Source organism: Bradyrhizobium macuxiense (assembly GCF_007993935.1).
In the GTDB taxonomy this organism is placed as follows: Bacteria; Pseudomonadota; Alphaproteobacteria; order Rhizobiales; family Xanthobacteraceae; genus Bradyrhizobium; species Bradyrhizobium macuxiense_A.
On sequence record NZ_VITY01000004.1, the window covers coordinates 311,168 to 336,660 of the forward strand.

Here is a 25,493-nt window from a genome sequence, read left to right on the forward strand (position 1 = left end):
GGAATATTGCAACGATCCGGAATGGGGTGGGAATGATTATCGAACCGCGCGTGCGAGGCTTCATCTGCACGACGGCACATCCCGTCGGCTGCGCCACCAATGTCCGCGAGCAGATCGCCTACGTTCTGAAGCAGGGCCCGGTCGCCGACTGTCCGAAGCGCGTCGCCGTGCTGGGCTGCTCAACGGGCTATGGCCTCGCGAGCCGCATCGTCGCGACCTTCGCCGGTGGCGCCGATACGATCGGCGTGTCGCTGGAGCGCGAGCCGTCGGAAAAGAGGAGCGCCAGCGCCGGCTGGTACAACAACCGCGCCTTCGAGATCGAGGCCGCGAAGATCGGACGCTCGCCGCTCACGCTGGAGGGTGATGCGTTCTCCGACGAGATGAAGAAAGACTTCATCGAGCGGGTGCGCGAGAAATTCGGGCAGCTCGATTTGCTGGTCTACAGCATGGCCGCGCCGGTCCGCACCGATCCCGACACCGGCAAGACCTATCGCTCGGTCATCAAGCCGCTCGGCGCCCCGGTCGAGATCAAGACGCTCGACACCGAGACCGGCGAGGTGTTCCAGACCACCCTTGAGCCTGCGAACGAGGAGCAGACCGCGGCGACCGTCGCTGTGATGGGCGGCGACGACTGGAAGCGCTGGATCGACCAGCTCGCCGATGCCGGCGTGCTGGCGCCGGGCTTCCGCACGCTCAACTACACCTATATCGGCAGCGAACTGACCTGGCCGATCTACTGGAACGGCACGCTCGGTCGCGCCAAGGTCGATCTCGATGCCAAGGCGGAAGCGATCCGCGGACGGCTCGGCGCGGACGCCGCCCGCGTCGTCGCGCTGAAGGCCGTCGTCACCCAGGCAAGCTCGGCCATTCCGGTGGTGCCACTCTATGGCACGGTGCTGTTCAAGGTGATGAAGCAGCTCGGGCTGCATGAGGGCTGCATCGAGCAGATCGATCGCCTGTTCCGCACCCGGCTCGGCAAGGACGTCGCGCTCGACGATGCGCAGCGCATCCGGGTCGACGATTGGGAGCTTTCGCCCGAGGTGCAGACGGAAGTGTCGCGGCGCTGGCCGCTGCTCACCACCGAGACGCTCGGCGAATTGGCGGATCTCGGCGAGTACAAGAGCCAGTTCCTGCGCCTGTTCGGCTTCGGCATCGACGGCGTCGACTACACGCAGGACGTCGATCCGCGCGTCGTGCCGGGTTAAGCTGGCCACTGCTTCGTAGCCCGGATGAAGCGCAGCGCAATCCGGGACTTTTCTCCGCGGAGAGACCACCCCGGATTGCGCTTCGCTCCATCCGGGCTACGCGAGACTATCTCATCCCGCCGCGATCTTCTCTGCGCGCTGGAACGCAGGCCGTGTCACGCAGCGGTCGATGTAGGCCTCGAATGACGGCCGCGGCGGCACCATCTTGAAGATGCGCACCGCAAAGTTCAGTCCTGCGCCGATCGCGATGTCGGCGGCGGAGAATTGCTCGCCAAGGATCCACGGGCCCTTCTGCAGCTCGGCATCGAGCACGTCGAACACCTGCGCCGCGCTGCCCCACGCCGCGGTGCTGGTCGGCACCTCGAGCTTGGTGAAGAGCTGGATCAGCGCCGGCTCGATGCAGCTCGGCGAGAAGAACAGCCATTGCAGATAGCGGGCGCGCTTCGGGTCGGTCGTGGCCGGCGCGAGCTTGGTCTCGGGATAGCGATCGGCGATATAGGCGCAGATCGCCGCCGCCTCGGCGAGCTGTGCATCGCCATCGGTCAGCGCCGGCACCTTTCCCATTGGGTTGATCTTGAGGAACTCCGGCGACTTCTGCGCGCCGGTGCTGATGTCGGTCAGCACCCGCTCATAAGCCAGGCCGGATTCCTCCAGCAGCCAGATGGCGGAGAACGAGCGCGAGCGCGGCGACCAGTACAGCTTGATCATGGGTTAACCTCCGACGTGTGGTTTGCTCTCTTCCACCGGTAGTGCTTCATCGTGAAGCCGGTCACCGGACTGAGGGATTCCTTCTCGAACCCAAATCCTTCGCGCTCGTACCAGCGCCAGGCCTTGTCATTCTCGCGGACGCATTTCAGCCAGATCTCGTCAGGCATTTGCCGGCGCGTGAAGGCGAGCAGATGGCGTCCGAGGCTACGGCCCTGATGGCTTGGCGCGACCATCAGCTGGTCGAGCAGCAAGGTCGGCAGATGCAGCGCCAGCATGGCGGCGATGGTGCCGTGATCGTCGGCGACGAACAGGCTCCAGCCGCCGGCGATCTCGCGCGGCGGGCGGGCGCGCAGATCGTTCAACAGGCTCTCGCTTGCCTGTGAGAGCCCGGTCGAGACCCAGCTCTCCATCCAGACGCGCGCGATCACGTCATGTTCGTCGGGGCGGCCACGGCGGATGGTCGGCAGCGTCATCGGCGATCCCTATGGCGCTCGACACCGGCAGCGCGACGCCGTGGACGTAAGGGTGAAAGCCCCGCGGAGCGATCGCGGGGCGCTCGAACGTAACGCAGTTCCTGGCGAGCGGCGAGCCTAGCGGCTCACACGCCGAGCGTGCCGGCCTTGGCGGCCGCATAGCGCTCGGCCACGGCCTTCCAGTTCACTGTGTTCCACCACGCCTTGAGGTAGTCGGGCCGGCGGTTCTGGTAGGTCAGGTAATAGGCGTGCTCCCAGACGTCGTTGCCGAGCAGCGCACGCTTGCCGTCCATGATCGGATTGTCCTGGTTCGGCCGCGTTTCGATCGCGAGCTTGCCGTCCTTGGTTACGGTGACGAACACCCAGCCGGAGCCGAACACGCGTCCGCCGGCGGCATTGAAGTCGGTCTGAAGTTTCTCCATGCCGCCGAGGTCGCGGTCAACAGCGGCGAGCACCTCGCCGTCGGGCTTGCCGCCGTTCGGACCCATGATCTGCCAGAACATCGTGTGGTTGGCGTGGCCGCCCATGTTGTTGCGCACGCCGGTGCGGATCGCCTCCGGCACGTTGCCGAGATTGGCGAGCACCTCGACGACCGGCTTCTCGGCGATCTGCGGATTGTCCTTGGCGAAATTATTGAGGTTGCTGACATAGGCCTGGTGATGCCGGTCGTGATGGATCTCCATCGTCTTGGCATCGATATGCGGCTCCAGCGCATTGGCGGGATAGGCCAGCGGATCCATCTTGAACGGTCCGCCCGGCGCCGGCGTCGCGGCCTGCGCGAATGCGGCGCGTGACGAGGCGGCGGCTGCGGCGAGGCCGCTTGCTGCGATGATCAAGTGGCGTCGGGACATCAAGGACATCGTCGTTCTCCATGCTGGAAAGTGTCCTGATGTTAGGCGCAAGTTGTGAACGGGTTCCAACAGAGCCGGTCACAATGTCGGGTCAAAATCGCGCGCGCGGATAAGCGGGGATTGATTTGCGGCTCCTGCGACAAACTAAAAAGGGCGGCCACAGGGCCGCCCTTTTCGCAACAATCGATTTGCCTTGGCTTACTCGCCGGCGGCTTCGCGCGGCGCCGGAGCGTCGCTCTTCTGCTTGGCCTCGAGGTCCTCGCCGGTCTCCTGGTCGACCGCCTTCATCGACAGGCGGGTCTTGCCGCGATCGTCGAAGCCGAGCAGCTTGACCTTGACCTTGTCGCCTTCCTTGACGACGTCGGAGGTCTTCTGCACGCGATTGGCCGCGAGCTGGCTGATGTGGACGAGGCCGTCCTTGGCGCCGAAGAAGTTCACGAACGCGCCGAACTCCATCACCTTGACGACGGTGCCCTCGTAGATCTGGCCGACCTCCGGATCGGAGGCGATCGACTTGATCCACTTGATCGCAGCCTTCATCGCCTCGCCGTCATTGGAGGCGACCTTCACGGTGCCGTCGTCCTCGATGTTGACCTTGGCGCCGGTCTTCTCGACGATCTCGCGGATCACCTTGCCGCCGGTGCCGATCACTTCACGGATCTTGTCGGTGGCGATCTTGAAGGTCTCGATGCGCGGCGCGTATTCGCCGAGCTCGGCGCGCGCCGCGGTGAGGGCCTTGGCCATCTCGCCGAGGATGTGGATGCGCCCTTCCTTGGCCTGGCCAAGCGCAACCTTCATGATCTCCTCGGTGATGCCCTCGATCTTGATGTCCATCTGGAGCGAGGTGATGCCCTGGTCGGTGCCGGCGACCTTGAAGTCCATGTCGCCGAGATGATCCTCGTCGCCGAGGATGTCCGACAGCACCGCGAAGCGCTGACCCTCGAGAATCAGGCCCATGGCGATACCGGCGGTCGGCCGCTTCAGCGGCACGCCGGCGTCCATCAGCGACAGCGAGGCGCCGCAGACCGAAGCCATCGAGGACGAGCCGTTCGACTCGGTGATCTCGGAGACCACGCGGATCGTGTACGGGAACTCGTGGTGCGGCGGCAGCACCGGGTGGATCGCGCGCCAGGCGAGCTTGCCGTGGCCGATCTCGCGGCGCTTGGTGCCGCCGAGGCGGCCGGTTTCACCGACCGAGTAGGGCGGGAAGTTGTAGTGCAGCAGGAACGTTTCCTTGTACGTTCCCGACAGCGCGTCGATGTACTGCTCGTCCTCGCCGGTGCCGAGCGTGGTCACCACCATCGCCTGGGTCTCACCGCGGGTGAACAGCGCCGAGCCGTGGGCGCGCGGCAGCACGCCGGCTTCGGCGATGATGTTGCGCACGGTCTTGACGTCGCGGCCGTCGATGCGCTTGCCGGTGTCGAGGATGTTCCAGCGAACGATCTTGGCTTCCAGTTCCTTGAACACGGCGGCGACGCGGAGCTTGTCGTATTTCGGCTCCTGGCCTTCCGGGAAGAAGTGCGCCAGCACCCTCTCCTTGACGGCGCCGACCGCGGCATAGCGTTCCTGCTTGACCGGGATCGCGTAGGCCTTGCGGAGGTCCTGCTCGGCAAGGCCAAGCATTTCCTTCTCGATCTCCGAATTGTCGATCGTGGTGACTTCGCGCGGCTCCTTGGCAGCCTTCTCTGCGAGCTCGATGATCGCGTTGATGACAGGCTGGAAGTGGCGGTGGCCGAACATGACCGCGCCGAGCATCACGTCTTCGTTGAGCTCCTTGGCTTCCGACTCGACCATCAGCACGGCGTCGGCGGTGCCGGCGACGACGAGGTCGAGCTGGGTCTCGGTCATCTCGTCCAGCGTCGGGTTGAGGATGAATTCGTCATTGGCGAAGCCGACGCGGGCGGCGCCGATCGGGCCCTTGAAGGGGGCGCCCGACAGCGTCAGCGCGGCGGAGGCGGCGACCAGCGACACGATGTCCGGATCGTTCTCCATGTCGTGCGAGAGAACGGTGACGATCACCTGGGTCTCGTTGCGCCAGCCATCGACGAACAGCGGACGGATCGGACGGTCGATCAGGCGGGAGACCAGCGTCTCCTTCTCGGTCGGACGGCCCTCGCGCTTGAAATAGCCGCCGGGAATGCGGCCCGCGGCGTAGGTCTTCTCCTGGTAGTCGACCGTCAGCGGCAGGAAGTCGACGCCTTCGCGCGGCGCCTTCGCCGCGACGACGGTGGCAAGCACCACGGTCTCGCCGTAGGTCGCCATCACGGCGCCGTCGGCCTGGCGGGCGATCTTGCCGGTTTCTAGTTTGAGGGGACGTCCACCCCAGTCGATCTCGACGGAATGCGAATTGAACATTTCGGTTTCTTTCATGGTTTCACGAAAGCACGGCGCCCTGAAACACAAAGACCATGCCAAGACGGCGAGACACTGACGCGCTGCTGCGGTCAGCATCCGGCGATCCTGCCATGGTCCCTGGATTTCGGATGGCGTCCATCCTTTCGGTCATCTGGGCATCTTGCCCGGTCCAGCGGCCGGATTGCTGCTGGACGCTAGTTGGCATGGCGCGACTGCCATGCTGCGCATGATCATCTTTCGACAATTCGAAAGCCCGGGTTCACGGACGACCATGCGAAAACGCGCGCGAACCTTCGCGCGCGTGCTTCTCAAATCAACGACGGATGTTGTGCTTTTCGAGCAGCGCCTTGTAGCGCGCCTCGTCCTTGCGCTTGATGTAGTCAAGCAGGGAGCGACGCGTCGACACGAGCTTCAGGAGGCCGCGGCGTGAATGGTTGTCCTTCACGTGGCTCTTGAAGTGCTCGGTGAGGTTATTGATGCGTTCCGACAGGATCGCGACCTGAACCTCGGGCGAGCCGGTGTCGCCGGCTTTGGTGGCATTCGTCTTGATGACTTCCGCTTTGCGCTCTGCGGTAATCGACATCGTCAGTTACTTTCATTGTTGCGAGCCGGACCGGCAGTCAGTCCGTTCAGGTTGAACACGCGCTTGGGGATGAGTTCGCCATTGCCAATTTCAGCAAGCGCGAGAAGCCGGCCTGCCACCGTGACATAGACTGTGCCGCTAGTATTGGGCGCATCCCGTCCGCGCAACAAAACGGCCTGGCCCCTGTGGAGCCTTGCCGCATCAGCCCGTGTGACGGCCAGTGCCGGGATGTCGTCCAGCGCGGTCTCAACGGGCAAAAGCGCGTCGGCGAGGCTGCCCTCGCCAGACGCGGCTCTATTGCATAAAGCCTCCAACTGTTCCAGCGGAATCATGTCCGCTTCCGTAAACGGACCGACCAGGGTCCGCCGCAGGGCGCAGATATGGCCGAAACAGCCCAGAATCCGGCCCATATCGCGGGCCAGGGCCCGAACATAGGTTCCCTTGCCGCATTCGGCCTCAAACACGGATTGTCCGTTATCTCCATGTTCCACAAGGGTTAATTCGTGAATTTCGACCGGGCGGGGCTTCAGTTCCACTGTCTCGCCGTCGCGCGCCAGATCGTAGGCCCGCTCGCCCTGCACCTTGATGGCCGAATATTGCGGCGGGATCTGCTCGATCACGCCGGTGAAGCGCGGCAGCAGCTCGCGGATCGAATCGGCGGTCGGCCGGTTTTCACTGGTCCGGACCGGCCGCCCCTCGGTGTCGTCGGTGTCGCGCTCCTCGCCCCAGCACACCGTGAAGCGGTAACGCTTGCGGCCGTCCATCACGAACGGCACCGTCTTGGTGGCCTCGCCGAGCGCGATCGGAAGCCCGCCGGAGGCGAGCGGATCGAGGGTGCCGGCATGGCCGGCGCGCTTGGCCTGGAACAGGCGCTTGAGCACGGCAACCGCCTGTGTCGAGGTCATGCCGATCGGCTTGTCGAGCACCACCCAGCCATGGACATCGCGCTTGTCGCGGCGCGGCTGCTGGTTCTGCTTGCCCTGCCTCTGGCGCGGGTCGTTGTGGCTGCGGCGCGCATCGTCGCTGCGCTGCCCGGCAAAGGCATCCCGCTCAGCGTCGCGCGCGTCGGTATCCTTCGCGTCGATCACGCTGTTGGTCGTCATCACAATCATTCCTCGTCGTCCGAATCGGGTGCAAGGTCGCGCTGCACCGCAGGTGTCCGCAGTAGTTTTTCGATGCGCTCCGCCTCGTCGAACCGCTCGTCGACGCGGAAGCGAATGTCGGGTGCAAATTTCAGATTGACGCGATGCGCGATCTCACCGCGAAGGAACTTCTTGTTGCGCTCGAGCGCAGATATCACCGTGTCGGTGTCGCGGCCGCCGAGCGGCATCACGTAGATCGTCGCGAGCTTCAGGTCCGGCGACATACGCACCTCGGGCACGGTGATGATGTGGCCTTCGAGATCGGGATCGTGGACCTCACCCTGTGACAGAATCTCGGCAACCGCATGGCGAACCGTTTCGCCGACCCGCAGCTGACGTTGTGAGCCGCCGGGGCTGGAACTCTTCTTTTGACGGGGCATGACCTTCTTCCAAAACCGTCGCGCCCGCAGGCCGTGGCCGCGGGCATCAATGTCCTAGCTTTGCTTTCAATCGGGCAATGCGCGGGTGGCCGGACCAAAGTCCGGCCACGCCGTCGCATTTTCAATCAAATGGACCCAACGCTTAGTAAGATCTGCGCTTCGTAAGATTTGGACTTACAGAGAGCGCTGGATCGTCTCGATGCGGTAACACTCGATCACGTCGCCGACGCGCATGTCGCCGTAGTTCTCGAAGGCCATGCCGCATTCCTGGCCGGACTGCACTTCCTTCACTTCATCCTTGAAGCGCTTCAGCGTCGACAGCTTGCCTTCGTGCACCACGACGTTGTCGCGGATCAGGCGAACGTTGGCGCCGCGTTCCACGGTGCCGTCGGTGACGCGGCAGCCCGCGACCTTGCCGACCTTGGAAATGTTGAACACTTCCAGGATCTGCGCGTTGCCCAGCATGGTTTCGCGCAGCGTGGGCGCGAGCAGGCCGGACATCGCCTTTTTGATGTCATCCACGAGGTCGTAGATGATGTTGTAGTAGCGGATCTCGATGCCGTTGCGCTTGGCCGCGGCCGCCGCTTCCTTGTTGGCGCGGACCGAGAAGCCGATGATCGCGGCGTTGAAGCCTTCCGCCAGCGTGACGTCGGACTCCGAGATGCCGCCGACGCCGGCATGCAGGATGCGGGCGGCGACTTCGTCGGTGCCGAGCTTCTCGAGCGAGCCCAGGATCGCTTCCAGCGAGCCCTGCACGTCGGCCTTGACGATCAGCGGGAACTCCTTGCGGCCCGCGGTCTTGAGCTGCGACATCATCTGCTCGAGCGAGCCGCGCATGCCGGAGATCGAGGCAGCCGCGTTCTCGCGCTTCTGGTGCGCGCGGTAGCTCGTGACCTGGCGGGCGCGGGCTTCGTTCTCGACGACGGCGAGACGGTCGCCGGCTTCCGGCGGACCGTTGAAGCCGAGCACCTCGACCGGCACGGACGGACCGGCCTCTTCGAGATTCTCGCCCTGGTCGGAGATCAGTGCGCGGACGCGGCCCATCTCGGCGCCGGCCACGATGATGTCGCCGACGCGCAGCGTGCCGCGCTGCACCAACACGGTCGCGACCGGGCCGCGGCCGCGATCGAGCTTGGCTTCGATCACGGTGCCTTCCGCCGGACGCTCCGAATTGGTCTTCAGGTCGAGGATTTCGGCCTGCAGCGCGATCATCTCGAGCAGCTTGTCGAGATTGGTCTTGTTTTTCGCCGAGACTTCGACGTCGACGACGTCGCCGCCGAGCGATTCGACCTGCACCTCGTACTGCAGCAATTCGGTGCGCACGCGCTCCGGCCGCGCATCGGGCTTGTCGATCTTGTTGATCGCCACGATCATCGGCACCTTGGCCGCCTTGGCGTGGTTGATCGCTTCGATCGTCTGCGGCATCACGCCGTCATCGGCCGCGACCACCAGCACGACGATGTCGGTGACCTTGGCGCCGCGGGCGCGCATCGCGGTGAACGCGGCGTGGCCGGGCGTGTCGATGAAGGTGATCTTGGTGCCGCTCTCGGGCGACAGCACCTGGTAGGCGCCAATATGCTGGGTGATGCCGCCGGCTTCGCCCGACACCACGTTGGCATGGCGCAACGCGTCGAGCAGCGAGGTCTTGCCGTGGTCGACGTGACCCATGACGGTGACCACGGGCGAGCGCGGCTCGGTATCGGTGGAATTGTCGACGACGTCGAACAGGCCCTCTTCGACGTCGGACGCGGCGACGCGCTTGACGCTGTGGCCGAGCTCTTCGGCGATCAGCTGCGCGGTGTCGGCATCGATCACGTCGGTGATCTTGTGCATCGCGCCCTGCTTCATCAGCATGCGGATGACGTCGACCGCGCGCTCCGACATGCGGTTCGCGAGTTCCTGGATCGTGATCGCTTCCGGGATGGTGACTTCGCGGATCAGCTTTTCCTTGGGTTCGTTCGACGCGTGCCCCTTCAGGCGCTGGGTGCGGCGGCGGAACGAGGCGATCGAGCGCTCGCGTACGTCATCGGCGTTGAGCGCCGTGGTCAGAGTGAGGCGGCCGCGCTCCTTCTGCGGACCGGGCTTGTGGGTGGTCTTCGGGGCCGCGGCGGGGCGCACGGCGCCGCCGGGGCGCCGCACCAGGCGCGGACCCTCGTCTTCGTCCGGCCCGGCCGCAACCGCCGCCGGCCTCGGCGCAGAGGTCGGTGTGCGCGCGGTGGTCGTGGTCGCCGGGCGTGCCGCGGGAGCGCGGGCGGCCGGAGCAGATGCAGCTGCGGCCGGCTTGGCCGGTGCAGCGGCGGCCGGCGCCGCGCCAGGCTTGGCCTCACCTTCGCCGAACCGGCGCTTGGCCTCGACCTCGGCCTTGCGCTTGGCCTCTTCCTCGTGGCGATGGCGCTCCTCTTCCGCCTTGCGGCGGGTTTCAGCGGCCTCGCGCTCTGCCTTCTCGGCAGCCTCGCGGACGGCACGGCGCTTGGCTTCCTCTTCGGCCTGGCGGCGCTCCTCGATGTCGCGCTGACGGGCGTCGGCAAGCGCGTTGGCGCGCGCCGAACGCTCATCCTCGGTCAGGGTCGGCAGCACCACGCCGGAGCGGGTGTTACGCTGCGGCTGGCCCGACGACGGAGCTCCGGGGCGGCCGAGCGGCGGCCTTGCGGCCGGCGGCGGCGGGGCGGCGGGCTTTGCAACCACGGGCTCCGGCGCATGCGCCTCGCCGGGACCATCGCCACCGACGCGGCGCTTGCCGCGCTTCTCGACCACGACCTGCTTGGTCCGGCCGTGGCTGAAGCTCTGGCGCACGGTGCCCGTCTCGACGCGCGGCTTCAGCGACAACGTCTTGCTCGGGACACTCAAAGTCTTGTCGCCAGGGGTCTTGGTATCAACCATTCAGCAGTCCTAATCTCGTTTCGCTGTGCGTTTGCCGCACAAATCGTTCAACCTGTCGTCGTTTGCTGAGCATGATCCGGTCGGAAAGACGGCGTCCGCCTTCCTGGATCACGCTCTGGAATTTCTGGCCGCTTCGGCGGTCTTGTCGTCGTCGGCCATCCGGTATCGGACCAGCATCTGGCAGCGCGACAGGAACGTCTTGCTCGCTGGGCCCGCGAGCAGCGCAGCATGTATCACATTTGACCGCCCAAGTGCCAAATCCAATTCTTCCGACGTCAAAACATTGACGACGGCAATTACCGGCGATTCACCACGTTTTTCGCCCCTTTGCCTGACGATCGCGTCCAATTTGCGGATTCCGTCCGCTGCGCCGTCGGAAGCGTGGATCAGGGCTGCAGTTTCGTTCCGGTTGAGTGCGTCCTCGACCTTGCCGAAGCCCGCGACGACCTGACCGGCCTTGGCGGCCATCGCCAGGGCCTCGGTGACGCTGCGCACCAGCAGTGCGTCGGTATCGGCGGGAAGGGTCGGCGCGACACGGACATCGCGCTTGAATCCCTTGTTAAATTGGTGACGGCGGACCGCTTCCGCAACGCTGCGCCGCGATGCGGAAACCCATAATCCGCGGCCGGGCAGCTTGCGCTTCAGATCCGGGATCACCTCGCCCGTGGGCGCGACGACGAACCGGATCAGCTCGTCGATCGGACGCACCTCGCGGCTGACCGCGCACATCCGCGTGGTCGCGGACTTCTGCGTCCGCGGCCCATCGTCGAGATCGGGGTCAGCCTGAGCGAGCATCCGTGAGCCATCTCCTTACGACGCCGCTGTTTCTGCTTCGGCGGCGTCGGCCTCCTCGGCAGGCTTGGCGAGGTCGGCCTCGGTGATCCAGCCGGCCTTGACGCGGGCCTGCATGATCATGGCCTCGGCCTCGTCGCGCGAGATCTCGATGCCATCGAGGAACCCGGCATGCTTGGTCGGCTCGCCGCCTTCCTTGCGCTCGGTCCAGCCGACCAGGTCGTCGGTGGCGCAGCCGGCGAGGTCCTCGACGGTCTTCACGTCGTTCTCGCCGAGTTTGACCATCATCTTGCCGGTGATGCCGGGGACGTCCTTCATGGCGTCCTCGACGCCGAGTTCCTTGCGCTTGGCCTCCAGTTCGGCCTCGAGCTGTTCCAGATATTCGCGGGCGCGGGTCTGCAGCTCGGTCGCGGTTTCCTCGTCGAAACCTTCGATGCCGGCGAGTTCCTTGACGTCGACCAGCGCGAGTTCCTCGACCGAGGTGAAGCCTTCGGAGGCGAGCAGCTGGCCGACCACTTCGTCGACGTTGAGCGCTTCCATGAACACGCGGGTCGAGTTCTCGAAGTCGGCCTGGCGGCGCTCCGACTCTTCCTGCTCGGTCAGGATGTCGATGTCCCAGCCGGTCAGCTGCGAGGCGAGGCGAACGTTCTGGCCGCGGCGGCCGATCGCCAGCGACAGCTGATTGTTGGTGTCGGGAACCACGACCTCGATGCGCTCGCGGTCTTCGTCGATCACGACCTTGGCGACTTCAGCGGGCGCCAGCGCGTTGACGACGAAGGTCGCGATGTCGGGCGACCACGGAATGATGTCGATCTTCTCGCCCTGCAGCTCGTTCACCACGGCCTGCACGCGCGAGCCGCGCATGCCGACGCAGGCGCCGACCGGGTCGACCGAGGAATCGCGCGAGATCACGCCGATCTTGGCGCGCGAACCGGGATCGCGGGCGACCGCCTTGATCTCGACGATGCCGTCGTAGATTTCCGGCACTTCCTGCGCGAACAGCTTGGCCATGAACTGCGGATGGGTGCGCGACAGGAAAATCTGCGGACCGCGGGTTTCGCGGCGGACGTCGAAGATATAGGCGCGGACGCGGTCGCCGTTGCGGAACACTTCGCGCGGCAGCATCTCGTCGCGGCGCACGATCGCCTCGCCACGGCCGAGGTCGACGATCACGCTGCCATATTCGACGCGCTTGACGATGCCGTTGACGATGTCGCCGATGCGGTCCTTGAATTCCTGGTACTGCCGGTCGCGCTCGGCCTCGCGCACCTTCTGAACGATCACCTGCTTGGCGGACTGCGCCGCGATGCGGCCATATTCCAGCGGCGGCAGCGTGTCGGCGATGGTGTCGCCGACCTGGGCGCCCGGATTGGCGCGCTGCGCATCGAACAGCGAAATCTGGTTGGAGGAGTTCTCGACGACGTCGACGACCAGCATGTGGCGCGTCAGTCGCAGCTCACCCTTTTTGGCGTCGATCTCGGCATGGACGTCGGTCTCGCTGCCGTAGCGGGCGCGTGCGGCCTTGGCGATGGCGTCTTCCATCGCCGCGATCACGATGGAGCGGTCGATCGACTTTTCGCGCGCAACTGCGTCTGCGATCTGCAGCAGTTCGAGTTTGTTGGCGCTGACTGCCATGGCTTAGTCTCCTTCGAATGGATCGATCTCGCCACGGCGCGCGCGCTCGGCGGCCAGGCGGTGCTTTTTCGTGTTGGTCGGGGCCGGCTTCTTGCCGGGCTTGTGACCAGTATGATCGGGCTTGGGTTTCGGCTTCTGGCTCTTCGCCGGATCGCTCTTCTTGGCGTGGGCCGGCTGCGGCGGCGCGAGGCCGAGCTCGCGGCGCAGCTCGCGCTCGGCGGCCTTGCCGCGGCGCATCGATTCCTCGATCAGCTCATCGGTCAGCACCAGCCGCGCGTCCGAGATGTCTTCCATCACCAGCAGAACTTCGGCGTCCTCGGTGGGACGCGGATCGTCGCGCTTGACGCGCACCGCATTGCCCTCGACGCCGGCGAGCAGGCCGCGGAACCGCTTGCGGCCCTGATGCGGCACCGCCATCTCGATCTTCACGAGATGCCCGGTGTAGCGCTCGAAGTCGGAGCGGCGCACCAGCGGGCGGTCGATGCCGGGCGACGAAATTTCCAGCCGGTAGGCGCGCTCGATCGGGTCGGCGACATCGAGCACCGGCGACAGCGCGCGCGAGATCGCCTCGCAATCCTCCAGCTGCATCGAGCCGTCGGGGCGTTCCGCCATGATCTGCACGGTGCAGCCGGCATCGCCCGAAACCTTGATGCGCACCAGGCGATAGCCCATGCCCTGCAGCACCGGCACCGCGACTGCGGCGACGCGGGCCGCGACCCCGGGCTCGACGACGAGCCTCGGCTCGGCGAGCAGTTCGGTGTCCACGGACGTGGCGGTCGGGTCGGTCATATCGAGTGTCAAAGGCTGTCTAAGGTCTAGAGGCTGATGAGGTCTGTTGTGTTGTTCAGGTGGCCTTAAGGGGCCGCTAACGCTACCCAAACTGGATCCGGCCTCGCCGGGTCCCGTCAGGTAATAAAAAAGAGCGGGTCCCGGGGGGCCCACTCTCCTACGCGATCGTATGAGATACCATAAGTTGCGCTGGATATAGCCCTTTTGCCGGGGTCCGGCAAGGCCTCCTGTCCCGGCGGAAGGCGATTTTGCCGCTTCACGGGTGCAGGTTTGACCTAACCCTCCGTTTACGAACGGGGCCATAGATTGCCGAAAATCGGCAGAAGTCGCCGGTTGGACAAGGCTCATGACGACAGCCCCCGCGCTGATCCCGGAACTCGACGACATCGTTCGACGCGGCGACCCCAAGCGCCGCGCCGAGGCCGCACGGCGGCTCGGCGAGCTGTTCCTGCAGGGCGCCGCGAGCTTTCGCCCCGACCATATCGACCTGTTCGACGGGGTGCTGACCAGCCTGGTGCCGCATGCCGAGCTTGCGGCGCGGATCGATCTCGCCGAACGGCTGGCGCTGCTCGCCAACGCGCCGCGCCATCTGATCGGGCAACTCGCCCGCGAGGACGAGGTCGCGATCGCGGGGCCGGTGCTGCGCAAATCGCCGGTGATTGACGAAAAGGTGCTGGTCGAGATCGCCAATGCCAAGGGTCAGGGCCATCTGCTGGCAATGGCCGAGCGGTCCAAGCTTTCGACCGCGCTGACCGACGTCATCGTCCGCCGCGGCGATCGCGATGTCATCCGATGTGCGGCCGGCAATGAAGGGGCCGCGTTCTCGGACGCATCCTTCACGACGCTGGTGCGGCGCGCCGGCCAGGACGGTGTGCTGACGCTGCGGATCGGACGTCGCGACGATCTTCCGCCGGCGCATTTGAAGAACCTGCTGGCCGGTTCGATCGACGTGATCCGCCGCCGCTTGCAAGTCGTCGCCAAGCCGGAGCGGCAGGCCGAGATCAAACTGGCGATGAGCGAGATCGAGGGCGTCGTCGCGCAGGTCGAGGGCCGCGATTTCGCCGCCGCGCAGCGCGCGATCCTGGCGCTGCATCGCGCCGGCGAGTTGAACGAGGCCGCGGTGGCAGGCTTCGCAAAGGCCTTCAAATATGAGGAATGCGTCGCGGCAATCGCCGCGATGACCAGCGTGAAGATCGTCACGCTCGATCGCCTGATCTCCGGCGATCGCTACGACCCGATCCTGATCGCCAGCAAGACGATCGGCTTCGAATGGCCGACCGTGCGCGCCCTGATCCTGATGCGGCTCGGGCCGAACCGCGTGCCGTCGCCGGCCGATATCGAAGGCGCGCGGGTGAACTTCACGCGCCTGATGCCGTCGACTGCGCAGCGCGTCGTGGATTTCTGGAAGTCGCGGTAGTTGAAGCGCCTAACGCCACCATCGGCGACGAACTCTCTCCCCGTCATTGCGAGGAGCGAAGCGACGAAGCAATCCATATCTCCGATGAGGAAGCATGGATTGCTTCGCTCGCAATGACGAGGTGTGAGGCCGCCGCGTATAAAAACGGCTTCCCCAAAATTGCATCGGCCAGCTATGCTTTCCGCAAGGCGCGACACAGCGCCAACGGGGAGATCGCCATGCTGACGGACGCCGACATCCAATCGCACGCCGAGCGGATCCGCGACGACGGATACACCGTGATCGAGCGCGCCGCCTCGCCCGACCTGGTAGAGGGATTGAAGGCGGCGGTCGAGCGGATCGAGCGCGAGCACAATCTCGGCCTTGCCCGGACATCGTTCGAAGGCTTCAAGACGCTGCGCATCAACAACCTCCTGACCTATGATGAGCTGTTCTGGGAGGTGCCGCTGCATGGCAACGTGTTGCCGGTTGTCGAGTGTGTGCTCGACAAGGAATGCCTGCTGTCGTCGTTCTGCTCGCTGGTGCTTGGCCCCGGCCAGGAGGCGCAGCCGATCCATGAAGACACCCAATTGATCCCGCTGCCGCGGCCGCACATCCCGATCACCATCAATGCGATCTGGGCGCTGTCCGATTTCCGCGACGACAACGGCGCGACGCGGATCATCCCGCGTAGCCACAAATTCTCTTCGTCGCCGGAATACGGCAAGGACTACGACGCGGTCACCGCGACCATGCCGGCGGGCAGCGTGATGCTGTTCGACAGCGCGCTGTGGCATGGTGGCGGCGCCAACTCCAGCGATGCGCGGCGCTTCGCGTTCTCCTGCGCCTATTGCTGGGGCTGGATGCGGCAGCAGGAAAACCTGCAGCTCGGCATTCCGCGCGAGACCGTGGCGCGCTTTCCGCGCCGCTTGCAGGAATTGTGCGGATACAGCGTTTACAAGGGCCAGTTCGGCCACATCGACAATCACGATCCGATCGAGCTACTCGGCCGCGAGCGCGGCAAGCGCATGGTGTGGGAGGCGACCGATGTCAGGAAGGCGCGGATGGCGGGGCAGTAGTCCCTCGTCATTCCGGGGCTCGCGATTTCGTCGCGCCCCGGAATGACAGACTACGGCAACCGCCTGAACCTCAAATACGCCGCCTTGCGCCCTTCTCGCTCGGCCTTGGCGCCGTAGCGCGTCATCGTGTAGTTCGGCCACGGCTTGAGCCAGTCGATCGCGCGCTCGGCGAGCCAGGCGAAGTCGGGCGAGCGCATCAGGTGCGCCAGCGTCCAGGCGCAATAATCGTCGATGTCGCTGACGAAGCGGAATTCGCCGCCGGGCGGCAGCAGCCGCGTCATCGCGGCGACCGTTGCATCCTGCACGAAGCGCCGCTTCCAGTGCCGCCGCTTCGGCCAGGGATCGGGATGGATCAGGTCGATGCGCGTGAGCGAGCGCGCCGGCGCCCAGGCCAATAGCTCGGCGGCGTCGCCGGCGAACAGGCGGATGTTGCCGATATTCAGCGCCTCGATCTGGGTCAGGATCTTCGCCATCCCGTTGACGTAGGGCTCGCAGCCGATGAAGCCCGTGTTCGGAAACGCATGGGCTTCCGCGATCAGATGCTCGCCGCCGCCGAAGCCGATCTCGAGCCTGACATTCCCGGTGCCGTCATCGAACAATTCGGTCAGCGCCGCGGGCGCCGGCAGCGCGATGTCGATCGAAAGATGCGGCAGCAGATTGTCGATCAGGTCGGCCTGGTGCGAACGCAGTTTGTGGCCCTTGCGCCGCCCGAAGAACGAGCCGCGCGAATGGGCCATCGCGCCGTCCTCTGGGGAATCGCGATCGCTGGTGTCGTTCGGAGCCGGCGTCATCGTAGCGTCTGATAGAGCCGGTAGAGCAGGCGCGCGCGCGGCTCGAGCGAGGAGATGTAGAGCTGCTCGTAATGAGTATGCGCGCCCTTGCCGTCGACGCCGAGGCCGTCGAGCGTTGCAGTATGCGGCGCGGTGAAATTGCCGTCGGAGCCGCCGCCGGTGAACACATCGAGCAGCTCGAAGCCGAGTTCGGTGGCAAGCTCCCGGGCGTGCTCGTAGAGCGCGGCGCCGGCATTGCTCTTCTCATAGGGCGGGCGGTTCAATTCCCCTGAAACCTTCACGCTGACGCCCCCGGTGCGCGAGGTGATGCCGAGGATCTTCGGCACCAGCTCGTCGGCGTCGGCCATGGTCGGCACCCGCATGTCGACTTCCGCATAGGCCTCTTCGGCGATCACGTTCGGCTTGGTGCCGCCGCGGACCACGCCGACATTGACGGTGACGCCGCGCTTGAGGTCGTTCATCGCCTCCAGCGTCTGGATCACATTGCCGAGCTCCCGGATCGCGCTGCGGCCATCCTCGGGGCGCGTGCCGGCATGCGCGGGCGCGCCCTTGATGAACACGTCGAACCGCGCGACGCCCTTGCGCCCGGTAACGATCTTGCCGCCGTCGCGCGCCGGCTCGGTCACCAGCACGTATTTGGCCTTGCGTCCCTCGGCCTCGATCAGCGCGCGCGAGGTCGGGCTGCCGATCTCCTCGTCCGAGACGTAGAGCTGGGTGATGCCGAGCGGCGGGCGCGCATCATCGGCGCAGATCTGCCTGAACGCGTGATAGGCGAGATAGGCGCCGCCCTTCATGTCGTAGATGCCCGGACCGAACGCGCTGTCGCCTTCGATCTTGAATGGTAACCGTTCGATGAATCCCATCGGATGAACTGTGTCGAGATGGCTCAACACCAGAATGCCCGGGGCGTCCTGCCCCCAGGACGAGCGCGTGACCAAATGATCGCCGCAGCCGTCGCGTCCCGCAACGCGATCGACGGTGGCCGGCAGATCGCGATAGCCGGACGCGACGAGGTCAGCCAGTCTGTTGACCTGGTCCGGCCGCTCGGTCGGCGATTCGATCTCGACCCAGCGGCGAATGCCGTCGAGGATATCAGCGGTTTCGAACGGGTTGCTGGACATGCTGTTGTCGTCGCTCAGGAATTGCGTTGTCATTCAGCGCACGCCTTAACGTACGCCGGAATGACATATTCCAGATTTGACGATCTCTCAAACGGATAAGGCTGGATCAGACCTGTTCGGCCGCCTCGCGCGCCGCGATCTGCTCGACCAGTTCGACGATGCTGCGGCGAAGCTTGGCGTCCGCGATCCGCGTGAACGCACGGGTCAGGGCCAGGCCTTCGGCGGTTGCCAGAAAGTCGGACACATAGGCCGGCGAGGAGCCCTCGCTGAAGCCGTCGGCGGTCTTGACGCCGCTCGGGCCGCCGTCGAACAGGAAAGAGACCGGCACCTGCAGAATCTCGGAGATCTGCTGCAGCCGGCTCGCGCCGACACGGTTGGTGCCCTTCTCGTATTTCTGCACCTGCTGGAACGTCAGGCCTAACGCCTCGCCCAGTTTTTCCTGGCTCATGCCGAGCATGATGCGTCGCATTCGGACGCGGCTGCCGACATATTTGTCAACAGGATTGGGCGCTTTGGTGGACATCTCCAACTCTCCTAAGGGATTGCGCGCCCGGGGGGTGAGGCAAGTTGGACGTGGAGTATGCCTCAGGCGCCGGTGCCGTCAAATCCTGCAAGGAGGATCGGGACGAAATGCGGACAATTTGCGCAAAGGGGCTGACTTGGCTTGTGATTTCGCGTGGACCCGTACAATGCGAAGTGCACGGTCGATCTGTCAACTGGTGGAATCGCGCTGAGGTAAATTTCGACGTTTTTTCGGGTTCGGCGACAACCGGCGATATGCAGGATCAGGCTTTTCGCCTGACAAAACGTCTCCGCAATACGATTGCGAGGGCAACCAACACAATCACAGCGGCGGGGATGTTCCCGGCACGCGCATAGATCGTCGGCGCGATCGCCGCCGGCAGGCCGGCATCGAGCACGCCTTCGGTGCCGAGCCCGAGTTGCGCGACGATTCGCCCGAGCGGGTCGATGATCGCCGAGATGCCTGTATTCGCGGCGCGCACCAGCGGCAGGCCTTCCTCGATCGAGCGCAGCCGGGCCTGCTGCAAATGCTGATAGGGGCCGGTCGAGATTCCGAACCAGCCGTCATTGGTGACGTTGACGATCCAGCCGGGACGATCGTCGCGGCTCACGACATTGCCGGGAAAGATCGCCTCGTAGCAGATCAGGGGCAGCGCCCGCGGCGCATTCGGAATGTCGAGCGTGCGGCGGATCGTGCCGGGAATGTAGCCGCCCTGCACCTTGGTGAGCTGCACCAGACCGAGCTTCTCCATCCAGTCCTGGAACGGCAGATATTCTCCGAACGGGACCAGATGCAGCTTGTCGTAGACCGCGAGCACGCTGCCGTCATGGTCGATGACGTAGATGGAATTATAGGCGCGCGTGACGCGGACGTTCGGCGGCAGATCGGGCGCGCGCACCGAGCCGGTGATCAGCACGGTTCCCTTCGGCAGCAGGTCGGCGATCTGCGCCATCGCATCGGCTTCCTTGGTCAGGAAGAACGGAAACGCGGATTCCGGCCAGATCAGGATGGTGGCATCGCTCACGCCGGTCGAATGCGGCCCCGACGCGCGATCCGACAATGTGAGATATTTCTGCATCACCGCCGCCTTGGCGGAGTAGTTGAACTTGGCGTCCTGCTGCAGATCGGGCTGCATGATGCGCAGCTTGACCCCGCTGACCATGCTGGTCGGCTGCTGCGAGAGGCGGAATGCACCGAACGCCAGCATCGCGGCGAGAACCAGCACCGCGGCCACCGGCGCGCGCCACGGCTTGCGGCCGCGCGAGGCGCCGTCGATCAGCACAGCCGGACTCGCGAAGATCGCGACGGCCAGGAACGTCATGCCCCACAGTCCGATCAGCGACGCGGTCTGCGCGAGCGCCAGCGGCTCGGTCAGCGCGTAGCCGAACGCGTTCCACGGAAAGCCGCTGAGCAGATGGCCGCGCAGCCACTCAGAGACCGTCAGGCTGACCGCCAGCGCCAGCACGCGCGAAGCGTCGCGCGGCCAGATCAGCCGCGCCAGCGCGAAGCCAAAGGCGGTGAACAGCGCGAGATAGGCAGGCAGGCCGAGCACCGCGAACGGCGTCAGCCAGGCGAAGGTGTCCGCATCGACGAAGAAGGCGTAGCCGATCCAGTACAGTCCCGGCACGAAATAGCCGAGGCCGAACCAGAAGCCGGACAGCGCTGCGGCGGGCACGCCGCGCCAGCGCCCGGCAGCAGCGCCGTCGATCAGCCAGACCGCGATGGAGAAGGTCAGGAACAGCACCGGCCAGGCGTTGAACGGCGCCATCGCCAGCGAGGACAACGCGCCGGCCGTGAGCGCGAGGACCGCGCGCTTCCATCCCCAGGTCAGGATGACGGCAAGGCCGATCGATCGGAGCTTGTCGGAGAGCCTCACTGCGGACCGGCTCCCTCGCCGGGCGGCGGCATGTTGTCATTCGCCTGCGGGTTTCCGGAGTCCGGTGCCTGCTCGCGGCGCCGCTCGCGTTCCTTGCGCGGCGCCGGCCGCTCCTTGCGCGTCGTGACCCGCACGCGCTTGACCCGCCGCGGGTCGGCGTCGAGCACCTCGACCTCGTAATTGCCGGGCCCCGAGATCACTTCGCCGCGCACCGGCAGGCGGCCGACGAACGAGACCAGATAGCCGCCCAGCGTCTCGACTTCCTCGCCGGCCTCGCCGGTCACGAAGTCTTCGCCGATCACCGAGCGGACATCGTCGAGGCTGGCGCGTGCGTCGGCGACAAAGGAGTTGTCGGGCTGGCGAACGATCGACGGCGGCTCGTCGGAATCGTGCTCGTCGTCGATCTCGCCGACGATCTGCTCGACAATGTCCTCGATCGACACCAGCCCGTCGGTGCCGCCGTATTCGTCGACCACCAGCGCGAGATGGATGCGCGAGGCCTGCATCTGCGCCAGCAGGTCGATCGCGCGCATCGACGGCGGGATGTAGAGCAGCTTGCGGATGATATGGGCCTCGGCCAGCGGCAGCGCGAGATCGACGCTGCGCAGATCGAGCCCGGCCGGAAACGGCTTCTTGCGCTTCGTCTTGGTGGCATCGGTGACGCGCGCCTTCGCGGTCATGAAGGCGAGCAGGTCGCGGATGTGGACCATCCCCTCGGGATCGTCGAGGGTTTCGTTGTAAACGACGAGGCGCGAATGCGCGGCGCTCTCGAACAGGCTCATCAGCTCGCCGAGCGGGATGTCGCGTTTCACCGCGACGATGTCGGCGCGATGGATCATGACGTCGGCGATCCGCCGCTCGTTCAGCGACAGGATGTTGCGCAGCATGGTGCGCTCGATCGCCGAGAAGCCGACATCGTCCGGCGTCGAGGCGTCGAGCACCACTTGCAGATCGTCGCGCACCGAGCCGGCCTTCCAGCCGAACAGCGTGCGGATCGCGCGCACCAGCCAGCCCTCGGCGGCCGGGCGCTGCACCTCGCCGTCGTGCACGACCGCGGGCAGGTTGCTCACGTTGCGCGGATTGTCATGGGTTGGTTCGGAATCCGGCATGTCAGGCGATCCGATCCGCATAGGGGTCGGGAATGCCGAGCGAGGACAGGATCTCGCGCTCGAGCGACTCCATGTCCTCGGCATCGTCGTCGTTCTCGTGGTCGTAACCGATCAGATGCAGGAAGCCATGCACCGCGAGGTGGCTCAAATGATGGTCGAACGGTTTCTGTTCGTCATCGGCTTCCCGCCGCGTCGTCTCATAGGCGATCGCGATATCGCCGAGCATGCGCGGGGCATCGTCGGGTCCGCCGCCGCCTTCCGGCTGCAGCGCCGGAAACGACAGCACATTGGTCGGCTTGTCGATGCTGCGCCAGTTGGCGTTGAGGGTGCGGATCCCGGAATCGTCGGTTAGCATCACCGCAAGCTCGGCATCGGCGACATCAGCGTCGGCGATGGCGGCGGCAGCCTCGATGGCGCGATGGATCACCGCGTCGGCGTCGGGCTCGGCCTGCCAACATTCGGCGGTGACGAGAACCTCGGTTGCAGGAAAAGCGGACACGTTCGTTTCAAAATCTGCGTTATGGCCGGAACCCGCATCGCGCGGGCTCGCGGCCGAAGCTATTGGTCTCAAGATCTGGCGTTTGCCGGCTTTTGCGGCAATCCCTCATAGGCGGCCACGATGCGCGCCACCAATTCATGGCGGATGACGTCCTCGGCCTTGAAATGCACCTGCGCGATGCCTTCGACGCCGTCGAGCAGCTTCACGGCTTCCGTGAGCCCCGAAGCCTGGCCGTGCGGCAGGTCGACCTGCGACGGGTCGCCGGTGACGATCATCCGGCTGTTCTCGCCGAGACGCGTCAGGAACATCTTCATCTGCATCGTCGTGGTGTTCTGCGCCTCGTCGAGGATGATGGCGGCATTGGTCAGGGTGCGGCCGCGCATGAAGGCGAGCGGCGCGATCTCGATCTCGTTGCCCTGCAGCGCGCGCTCGACGACGCGGGCGTCCATCAGATCGTACAGCGCATCGTAGATCGGGCGCAGATACGGATCGACCTTCTCCTTGAGGTCGCCGGGCAGGAAGCCGAGCCGCTCGCCGGCCTCGACCGCGGGCCGCGTCAGGATGATGCGGTCGACCTCCTTGCGCTCGAACAGCTGCGCCGCATGGGCGACCGCGAGCCAGGTCTTGCCGGTGCCGGCCGGGCCGATACCGAACACCAGCTCATGCCGCTTCAGCGCGCGGATGTAAGAGTCCTGCGCCGCGGTGCGGGCGCGCACCGGACGCTTGCGCAGATTGATGGTCTCGAAGGTCGGCTTGGCGGTCTTGTTGTCGAATTCGAACAGCGAGCCCTGCGCGATCACGGCGCGGATCGCGCCCTCGACTTCGCCCTGATCGAGGTCGTGGCCTGCGACGGCCTGCGCGTAGAGCGTCTCCAGCACGCGCCGCGCCGCGTCGCAGCCGTCGCGGGAGCCAGCGATGGTGACGTGGTTGCCACGGGAATCGACCACCACGCCGAGCCGCCGCTCGATCAGCGCCAGATTCTGTCCGTAGGGGCCGACCAGCGCGGATGCGGCGCGGTTGTCGTCGAAATCGATGACGACCTGTGTCTCAGGGGCCCGGGTCTCAGGTGGCATTTGCATGTCGCGGTCAGGTTTGCGGCTGGGAGCGAGCGAAGACGAATCCGATGCGCTTTTTGGCAAGGATTTCAGGCTCCAATGGTCTGCGAAATGAGGCCGGGTGCGGATTGCGTTGCGAGTTCGCCGATCAGGCTGTAGCGCTCGAGGCTGTCGATCCGCACGGAGCGGACCTGACCAATGATGTCAGGCGAAGCCATCACATGGGCGGGCTGCAGATAGGCGGTGCGGCCGACGATCTGGCCCGGATTGCGCGCGGCGCGTTCGAACAGCACATCGACCGTTGTGCCGATCGCAGCACGGTTGAAGGCCGATTGCTGGCTGTCGATCAATTCCTGAAGCCGCCCCAAGCGCTCGTCCATCTCGGCTGCTGACACCGTCTCCCGCATCTCCGCCGCCGGCGTGCCCGGCCGTGGCGAATACTTGAATGAATACGCTGCAGCGTACCCGATTTGCGTGACAAGCGCGAGGGTGGCGGAAAATTCTTCCTCGCTCTCGCCGGGGAAGCCCACGATAAAATCTGATGAAAAAGCAATGTCTTGCCGCGCAGCCCGGAACCGGTCGATGACACGGCGGTAGTCATCGGCGGTATGTTTGCGGTTCATGGCTGCAAGGATACGGTCCGCCCCCGACTGCACCGGCAGGTGCACGAATGGCATCAGTTCGGGCAGGTCGCGATGCGCCGCGATCAAATCATCATCCACATCGCGCGGGTGGCTGGTCGAATAGCGCAGCCGGATCACGCCCGGAATTGCGGCCAGCCGTTGCAACAATTTGCCGAGCGACCAGGCGCGGCCGTCGGGGCCTTCGCCATGATAGGCGTTGACGTTCTGTCCGATCAGCGTGAATTCGCGCACGCCATTGTCGGCGAGCTGCTTCACGTCGTCGATGATTTTCGCGACCGGACGCGAGACTTCCGCGCCGCGCGTATAGGGCACCACGCAGAAGGTGCAGAACTTGTCGCAACCTTCCTGCACCGTGACGAAGGCGGAGATGCCGCGCGCGCGGATCGCATCCGGCTTCGGCTGCGGCAGGAAGCCGAACTTGTCCTCGACCGGGAATTCGGTTTCCAGCGCGCGGCCGTTTTCCTTGGCGCGCTTCAGCAATTCAGGCAGATGATGATAGCTCTGCGGCCCGACCACGATGTCGACGGTCGGCGCACGGTGGATGATCTCGGCGCCTTCGGCCTGCGCGACGCAGCCCGCGACGGCGATCTTCATCTCGCGGCCCGCCCGCGCGGCTTCATCCTTGGCGACGCGAAGCCGCCCGAGTTCGGAGTAAACCTTCTCCGACGCCTTCTCGCGGATATGGCAGGTGTTGAGGATCACGAGGTCGGCGTCTTCGGCGCTCGCGGTCTCGACAAAGCCCTCGCCGGCCAGCGTGTCCACCATGCGCTGCGCATCGTAGACGTTCATCTGGCAGCCATAGGACTTGATGTGCAGCTTGCGCGGCGTCGTCATGGAACCCTGATTGCGAAAAGGAAACGGCGCCATCGGGGCGCCGGGGCTGAAATATAGCCTAAACCGGCGAAAATCCAGCGATCGACCCGTGTTTTTAGCCGGCTTTGGCGATCAAATCGGGCAATTGGCGCATATCGGCGAATGTGACGGCCGCGCCGGCCTGGCGCAGCAGATTCTCGTGTTCCGCCGTGCAATGGCTGCCGCCGTAAAACCCGAGCACGGTCATCCCGGCGGCGCGGGCGCCGGTGACGCCGGCCACGCTGTCCTCGATCACGACGCAGCGTTCCGGCCGTGCAGCCATCTGGGTGGCCGCGAACAGAAACAGATCGGGTGCCGGCTTGCCGCGCTGCACCTGGGTGGCGGAGAAGATATGCGGCGCGAGCTGGTCGTACAGCCCGGCGCAGGTCAGGCCGTGATGAATCTTTTCCGGCGTGCCGCTGGAGGCCACGCATTTCGGCAGAGTGAGCGCGGCGATGGCGTCACCGACATGCGCGATGGCGCTGAGATCGTCGGCATAGAAGCTCAGCGTCGCGTGCTTGACCTCGGCCTCGAACGTATCGGGCAGGGCGCGGCCGATCTCGCTTTCGACGATCCGCCGCGCCTCGCGGTCGGACACGCCGAGGAAACGCTTCAGTACGCCGTCGGGCGTGATCGGAAAGCCGTGACGCGTCAGCGTGTCGGCATGCGCGCGACAGGAGATCACCTCGCTGTCGACCAGCACGCCGTCGCAATCGAAGATGACGAGATCGAAGCTCATGGTCTGGCGATGCGTG

23 protein-coding genes are annotated in these 25,493 nt (G+C 65.5%); 3 read left to right on the forward strand and 20 right to left on the reverse strand.

Annotated features, from left to right (window positions below; all coding sequences use genetic code 11):
* Positions 1–32 precede the first annotated feature (32 nt).
* On the forward strand, positions 33–1,205 hold the full coding sequence (gene fabV, locus FBZ93_RS12725) for an enoyl-ACP reductase FabV (protein ID WP_146986304.1): 1,173 nt from the start codon (positions 33–35) through the stop codon (positions 1,203–1,205).
* A gap of 111 nt (positions 1,206–1,316) precedes the next feature.
* On the opposite strand, the gene FBZ93_RS12730 is transcribed toward fabV, so the two are convergent.
* From FBZ93_RS12730 to rimP, 11 genes are all read right to left on the reverse strand, one after another.
* Positions 1,317–1,913 carry a glutathione S-transferase family protein gene (locus tag FBZ93_RS12730; RefSeq protein ID WP_146986305.1) on the reverse strand — a complete coding sequence of 199 codons (597 nt, stop codon included), beginning with the start codon at positions 1,911–1,913 and terminating at the stop codon, positions 1,317–1,319.
* Positions 1,910–2,386: a GNAT family N-acetyltransferase gene (locus tag FBZ93_RS12735; RefSeq protein WP_146986306.1), complete on the reverse strand. Its 477-nt coding sequence runs from the start codon at positions 2,384–2,386 to the stop codon at positions 1,910–1,912. Before FBZ93_RS12735 ends, FBZ93_RS12730 begins: the two co-directional genes overlap by 4 nt.
* Positions 2,387–2,511: 125 nt before the next feature.
* The gene (locus FBZ93_RS12740) at positions 2,512–3,246 is read right to left on the reverse strand and encodes a superoxide dismutase (protein ID WP_146986307.1); all 735 of its coding nucleotides are present in this window, start codon (positions 3,244–3,246) and stop codon (positions 2,512–2,514) included.
* Between the two features lie 189 nt (positions 3,247–3,435).
* Positions 3,436–5,592, reverse strand: coding sequence for a polyribonucleotide nucleotidyltransferase (gene pnp / locus FBZ93_RS12745; RefSeq protein ID WP_146986593.1), 2,157 nt, complete (start codon positions 5,590–5,592; stop codon positions 3,436–3,438).
* 313 nt (positions 5,593–5,905) lie between these two features.
* Positions 5,906–6,175 (reverse strand): 30S ribosomal protein S15, encoded by a 270-nt coding sequence (gene rpsO / locus FBZ93_RS12755; protein ID WP_050406190.1) that lies wholly within the window; start codon positions 6,173–6,175, stop codon positions 5,906–5,908.
* 2 nt (positions 6,176–6,177) lie between these two features.
* On the reverse strand, positions 6,178–7,287 hold the full coding sequence (truB, locus tag FBZ93_RS12760; protein ID WP_146986308.1) for a tRNA pseudouridine(55) synthase TruB: 1,110 nt from the start codon (positions 7,285–7,287) through the stop codon (positions 6,178–6,180).
* Positions 7,284–7,697 (reverse strand): 30S ribosome-binding factor RbfA, encoded by a 414-nt coding sequence (rbfA, locus tag FBZ93_RS12765; protein ID WP_050406192.1) that lies wholly within the window; start codon positions 7,695–7,697, stop codon positions 7,284–7,286. Before rbfA ends, truB begins: the two co-directional genes overlap by 4 nt.
* Positions 7,698–7,871: 174 nt before the next feature.
* A complete protein-coding gene (infB, locus tag FBZ93_RS12770; RefSeq protein WP_146986309.1) occupies positions 7,872–10,577 on the reverse strand; it encodes a translation initiation factor IF-2 in 2,706 nt (901 codons plus the stop codon).
* Positions 10,578–10,685: 108 nt separating this feature from the next.
* Positions 10,686–11,372, reverse strand: a complete 687-nt coding sequence (locus FBZ93_RS12775; RefSeq protein WP_146986310.1) for an RNA-binding protein — start codon at positions 11,370–11,372, stop codon at positions 10,686–10,688.
* A 15-nt stretch (positions 11,373–11,387) separates the two neighbouring features.
* Complete coding sequence (gene nusA, locus FBZ93_RS12780; protein ID WP_146986311.1) at positions 11,388–13,004, reverse strand: transcription termination factor NusA; 1,617 nt, start codon at positions 13,002–13,004, stop codon at positions 11,388–11,390.
* Positions 13,005–13,007: 3 nt separating this feature from the next.
* Entirely contained in the window at positions 13,008–13,793 is a 786-nt protein-coding gene (gene rimP / locus FBZ93_RS12785; protein WP_146986312.1) for a ribosome maturation factor RimP, read from the reverse strand.
* 346 nt (positions 13,794–14,139) lie between these two features.
* Here rimP and FBZ93_RS12790 point away from each other — a divergent pair, with 346 nt between their 5' ends.
* Both FBZ93_RS12790 and FBZ93_RS12795 read left to right on the forward strand, forming a co-directional pair.
* On the forward strand, positions 14,140–15,210 hold the full coding sequence (locus FBZ93_RS12790; protein WP_146986313.1) for a DUF2336 domain-containing protein: 1,071 nt from the start codon (positions 14,140–14,142) through the stop codon (positions 15,208–15,210).
* A gap of 218 nt (positions 15,211–15,428) precedes the next feature.
* Positions 15,429–16,268, forward strand: coding sequence for a phytanoyl-CoA dioxygenase family protein (locus tag FBZ93_RS12795; protein WP_146986314.1), 840 nt, complete (start codon positions 15,429–15,431; stop codon positions 16,266–16,268).
* A gap of 50 nt (positions 16,269–16,318) precedes the next feature.
* Here FBZ93_RS12795 and FBZ93_RS12800 read toward each other — a convergent pair whose 3' ends face one another.
* The 9 genes from FBZ93_RS12800 to FBZ93_RS12840 all read right to left on the reverse strand — a co-directional run bounded on the left by FBZ93_RS12800 (position 16,319) and on the right by FBZ93_RS12840 (position 25,477).
* Positions 16,319–17,059: a tRNA (guanine(46)-N(7))-methyltransferase TrmB gene (locus tag FBZ93_RS12800; protein WP_146986315.1), complete on the reverse strand. Its 741-nt coding sequence runs from the start codon at positions 17,057–17,059 to the stop codon at positions 16,319–16,321.
* Complete coding sequence (locus tag FBZ93_RS12805; RefSeq protein WP_433995410.1) at positions 17,056–18,180, reverse strand: M20 family metallopeptidase; 1,125 nt, start codon at positions 18,178–18,180, stop codon at positions 17,056–17,058. Before FBZ93_RS12805 ends, FBZ93_RS12800 begins: the two co-directional genes overlap by 4 nt.
* A 106-nt stretch (positions 18,181–18,286) precedes the next feature.
* A complete protein-coding gene (locus FBZ93_RS12810; RefSeq protein WP_021082652.1) occupies positions 18,287–18,703 on the reverse strand; it encodes a helix-turn-helix domain-containing protein in 417 nt (138 codons plus the stop codon).
* Between the two features lie 262 nt (positions 18,704–18,965).
* Positions 18,966–20,579, reverse strand: a complete 1,614-nt coding sequence (lnt, locus tag FBZ93_RS12815; RefSeq protein ID WP_146986317.1) for an apolipoprotein N-acyltransferase — start codon at positions 20,577–20,579, stop codon at positions 18,966–18,968.
* Entirely contained in the window at positions 20,576–21,688 is a 1,113-nt protein-coding gene (locus FBZ93_RS12820; RefSeq protein WP_167529017.1) for a hemolysin family protein, read from the reverse strand. Before FBZ93_RS12820 ends, lnt begins: the two co-directional genes overlap by 4 nt.
* 1 nt (position 21,689) lies before the next feature.
* Positions 21,690–22,187 carry an rRNA maturation RNase YbeY gene (gene ybeY, locus FBZ93_RS12825; RefSeq protein WP_146986319.1) on the reverse strand — a complete coding sequence of 166 codons (498 nt, stop codon included), beginning with the start codon at positions 22,185–22,187 and terminating at the stop codon, positions 21,690–21,692.
* 68 nt (positions 22,188–22,255) lie between these two features.
* A complete protein-coding gene (locus FBZ93_RS12830) occupies positions 22,256–23,326 on the reverse strand; it encodes a PhoH family protein (protein WP_083632723.1) in 1,071 nt (356 codons plus the stop codon).
* Between the two features lie 5 nt (positions 23,327–23,331).
* Positions 23,332–24,720, reverse strand: a complete 1,389-nt coding sequence (gene miaB / locus FBZ93_RS12835; protein WP_146986320.1) for a tRNA (N6-isopentenyl adenosine(37)-C2)-methylthiotransferase MiaB — start codon at positions 24,718–24,720, stop codon at positions 23,332–23,334.
* A gap of 94 nt (positions 24,721–24,814) precedes the next feature.
* Positions 24,815–25,477 carry an HAD family hydrolase gene (locus FBZ93_RS12840; protein WP_146986321.1) on the reverse strand — a complete coding sequence of 221 codons (663 nt, stop codon included), beginning with the start codon at positions 25,475–25,477 and terminating at the stop codon, positions 24,815–24,817.
* Positions 25,478–25,493 lie beyond the last annotated feature (16 nt).

Bases quoted from the DNA above. Each gene is read 5' to 3' on its own strand.
- fabV (WP_146986304.1), top strand. From the start codon at position 33: ATGATTATCGAACCGCGCGTGCGAGGCTTCATCTGCACGACGGCACAT.
- FBZ93_RS12730 (WP_146986305.1), bottom strand. From the start codon at position 1,913: ATGATCAAGCTGTACTGGTCGCCGCGCTCGCGCTCGTTCTCCGCCATC.
- FBZ93_RS12735 (WP_146986306.1), bottom strand. From the start codon at position 2,386: ATGACGCTGCCGACCATCCGCCGTGGCCGCCCCGACGAACATGACGTG.
- FBZ93_RS12740 (WP_146986307.1), bottom strand. From the start codon at position 3,246: ATGTCCTTGATGTCCCGACGCCACTTGATCATCGCAGCAAGCGGCCTC.
- pnp (WP_146986593.1), bottom strand. From the start codon at position 5,592: ATGTTCAATTCGCATTCCGTCGAGATCGACTGGGGTGGACGTCCCCTC.
- rpsO (WP_050406190.1), bottom strand. From the start codon at position 6,175: ATGTCGATTACCGCAGAGCGCAAAGCGGAAGTCATCAAGACGAATGCC.
- truB (WP_146986308.1), bottom strand. From the start codon at position 7,287: ATGATTGTGATGACGACCAACAGCGTGATCGACGCGAAGGATACCGAC.
- rbfA (WP_050406192.1), bottom strand. From the start codon at position 7,697: ATGCCCCGTCAAAAGAAGAGTTCCAGCCCCGGCGGCTCACAACGTCAG.
- infB (WP_146986309.1), bottom strand. From the start codon at position 10,577: ATGGTTGATACCAAGACCCCTGGCGACAAGACTTTGAGTGTCCCGAGC.
- FBZ93_RS12775 (WP_146986310.1), bottom strand. From the start codon at position 11,372: ATGCTCGCTCAGGCTGACCCCGATCTCGACGATGGGCCGCGGACGCAG.
- nusA (WP_146986311.1), bottom strand. From the start codon at position 13,004: ATGGCAGTCAGCGCCAACAAACTCGAACTGCTGCAGATCGCAGACGCA.
- rimP (WP_146986312.1), bottom strand. From the start codon at position 13,793: ATGACCGACCCGACCGCCACGTCCGTGGACACCGAACTGCTCGCCGAG.
- FBZ93_RS12790 (WP_146986313.1), top strand. From the start codon at position 14,140: ATGACGACAGCCCCCGCGCTGATCCCGGAACTCGACGACATCGTTCGA.
- FBZ93_RS12795 (WP_146986314.1), top strand. From the start codon at position 15,429: ATGCTGACGGACGCCGACATCCAATCGCACGCCGAGCGGATCCGCGAC.
- FBZ93_RS12800 (WP_146986315.1), bottom strand. From the start codon at position 17,059: ATGACGCCGGCTCCGAACGACACCAGCGATCGCGATTCCCCAGAGGAC.
- FBZ93_RS12805 (WP_433995410.1), bottom strand. From the start codon at position 18,180: ATGTCCAGCAACCCGTTCGAAACCGCTGATATCCTCGACGGCATTCGC.
- FBZ93_RS12810 (WP_021082652.1), bottom strand. From the start codon at position 18,703: ATGTCCACCAAAGCGCCCAATCCTGTTGACAAATATGTCGGCAGCCGC.
- FBZ93_RS12820 (WP_167529017.1), bottom strand. From the start codon at position 21,688: ATGCCGGATTCCGAACCAACCCATGACAATCCGCGCAACGTGAGCAAC.
- miaB (WP_146986320.1), bottom strand. From the start codon at position 24,720: ATGACGACGCCGCGCAAGCTGCACATCAAGTCCTATGGCTGCCAGATG.
- FBZ93_RS12840 (WP_146986321.1), bottom strand. From the start codon at position 25,477: ATGAGCTTCGATCTCGTCATCTTCGATTGCGACGGCGTGCTGGTCGAC.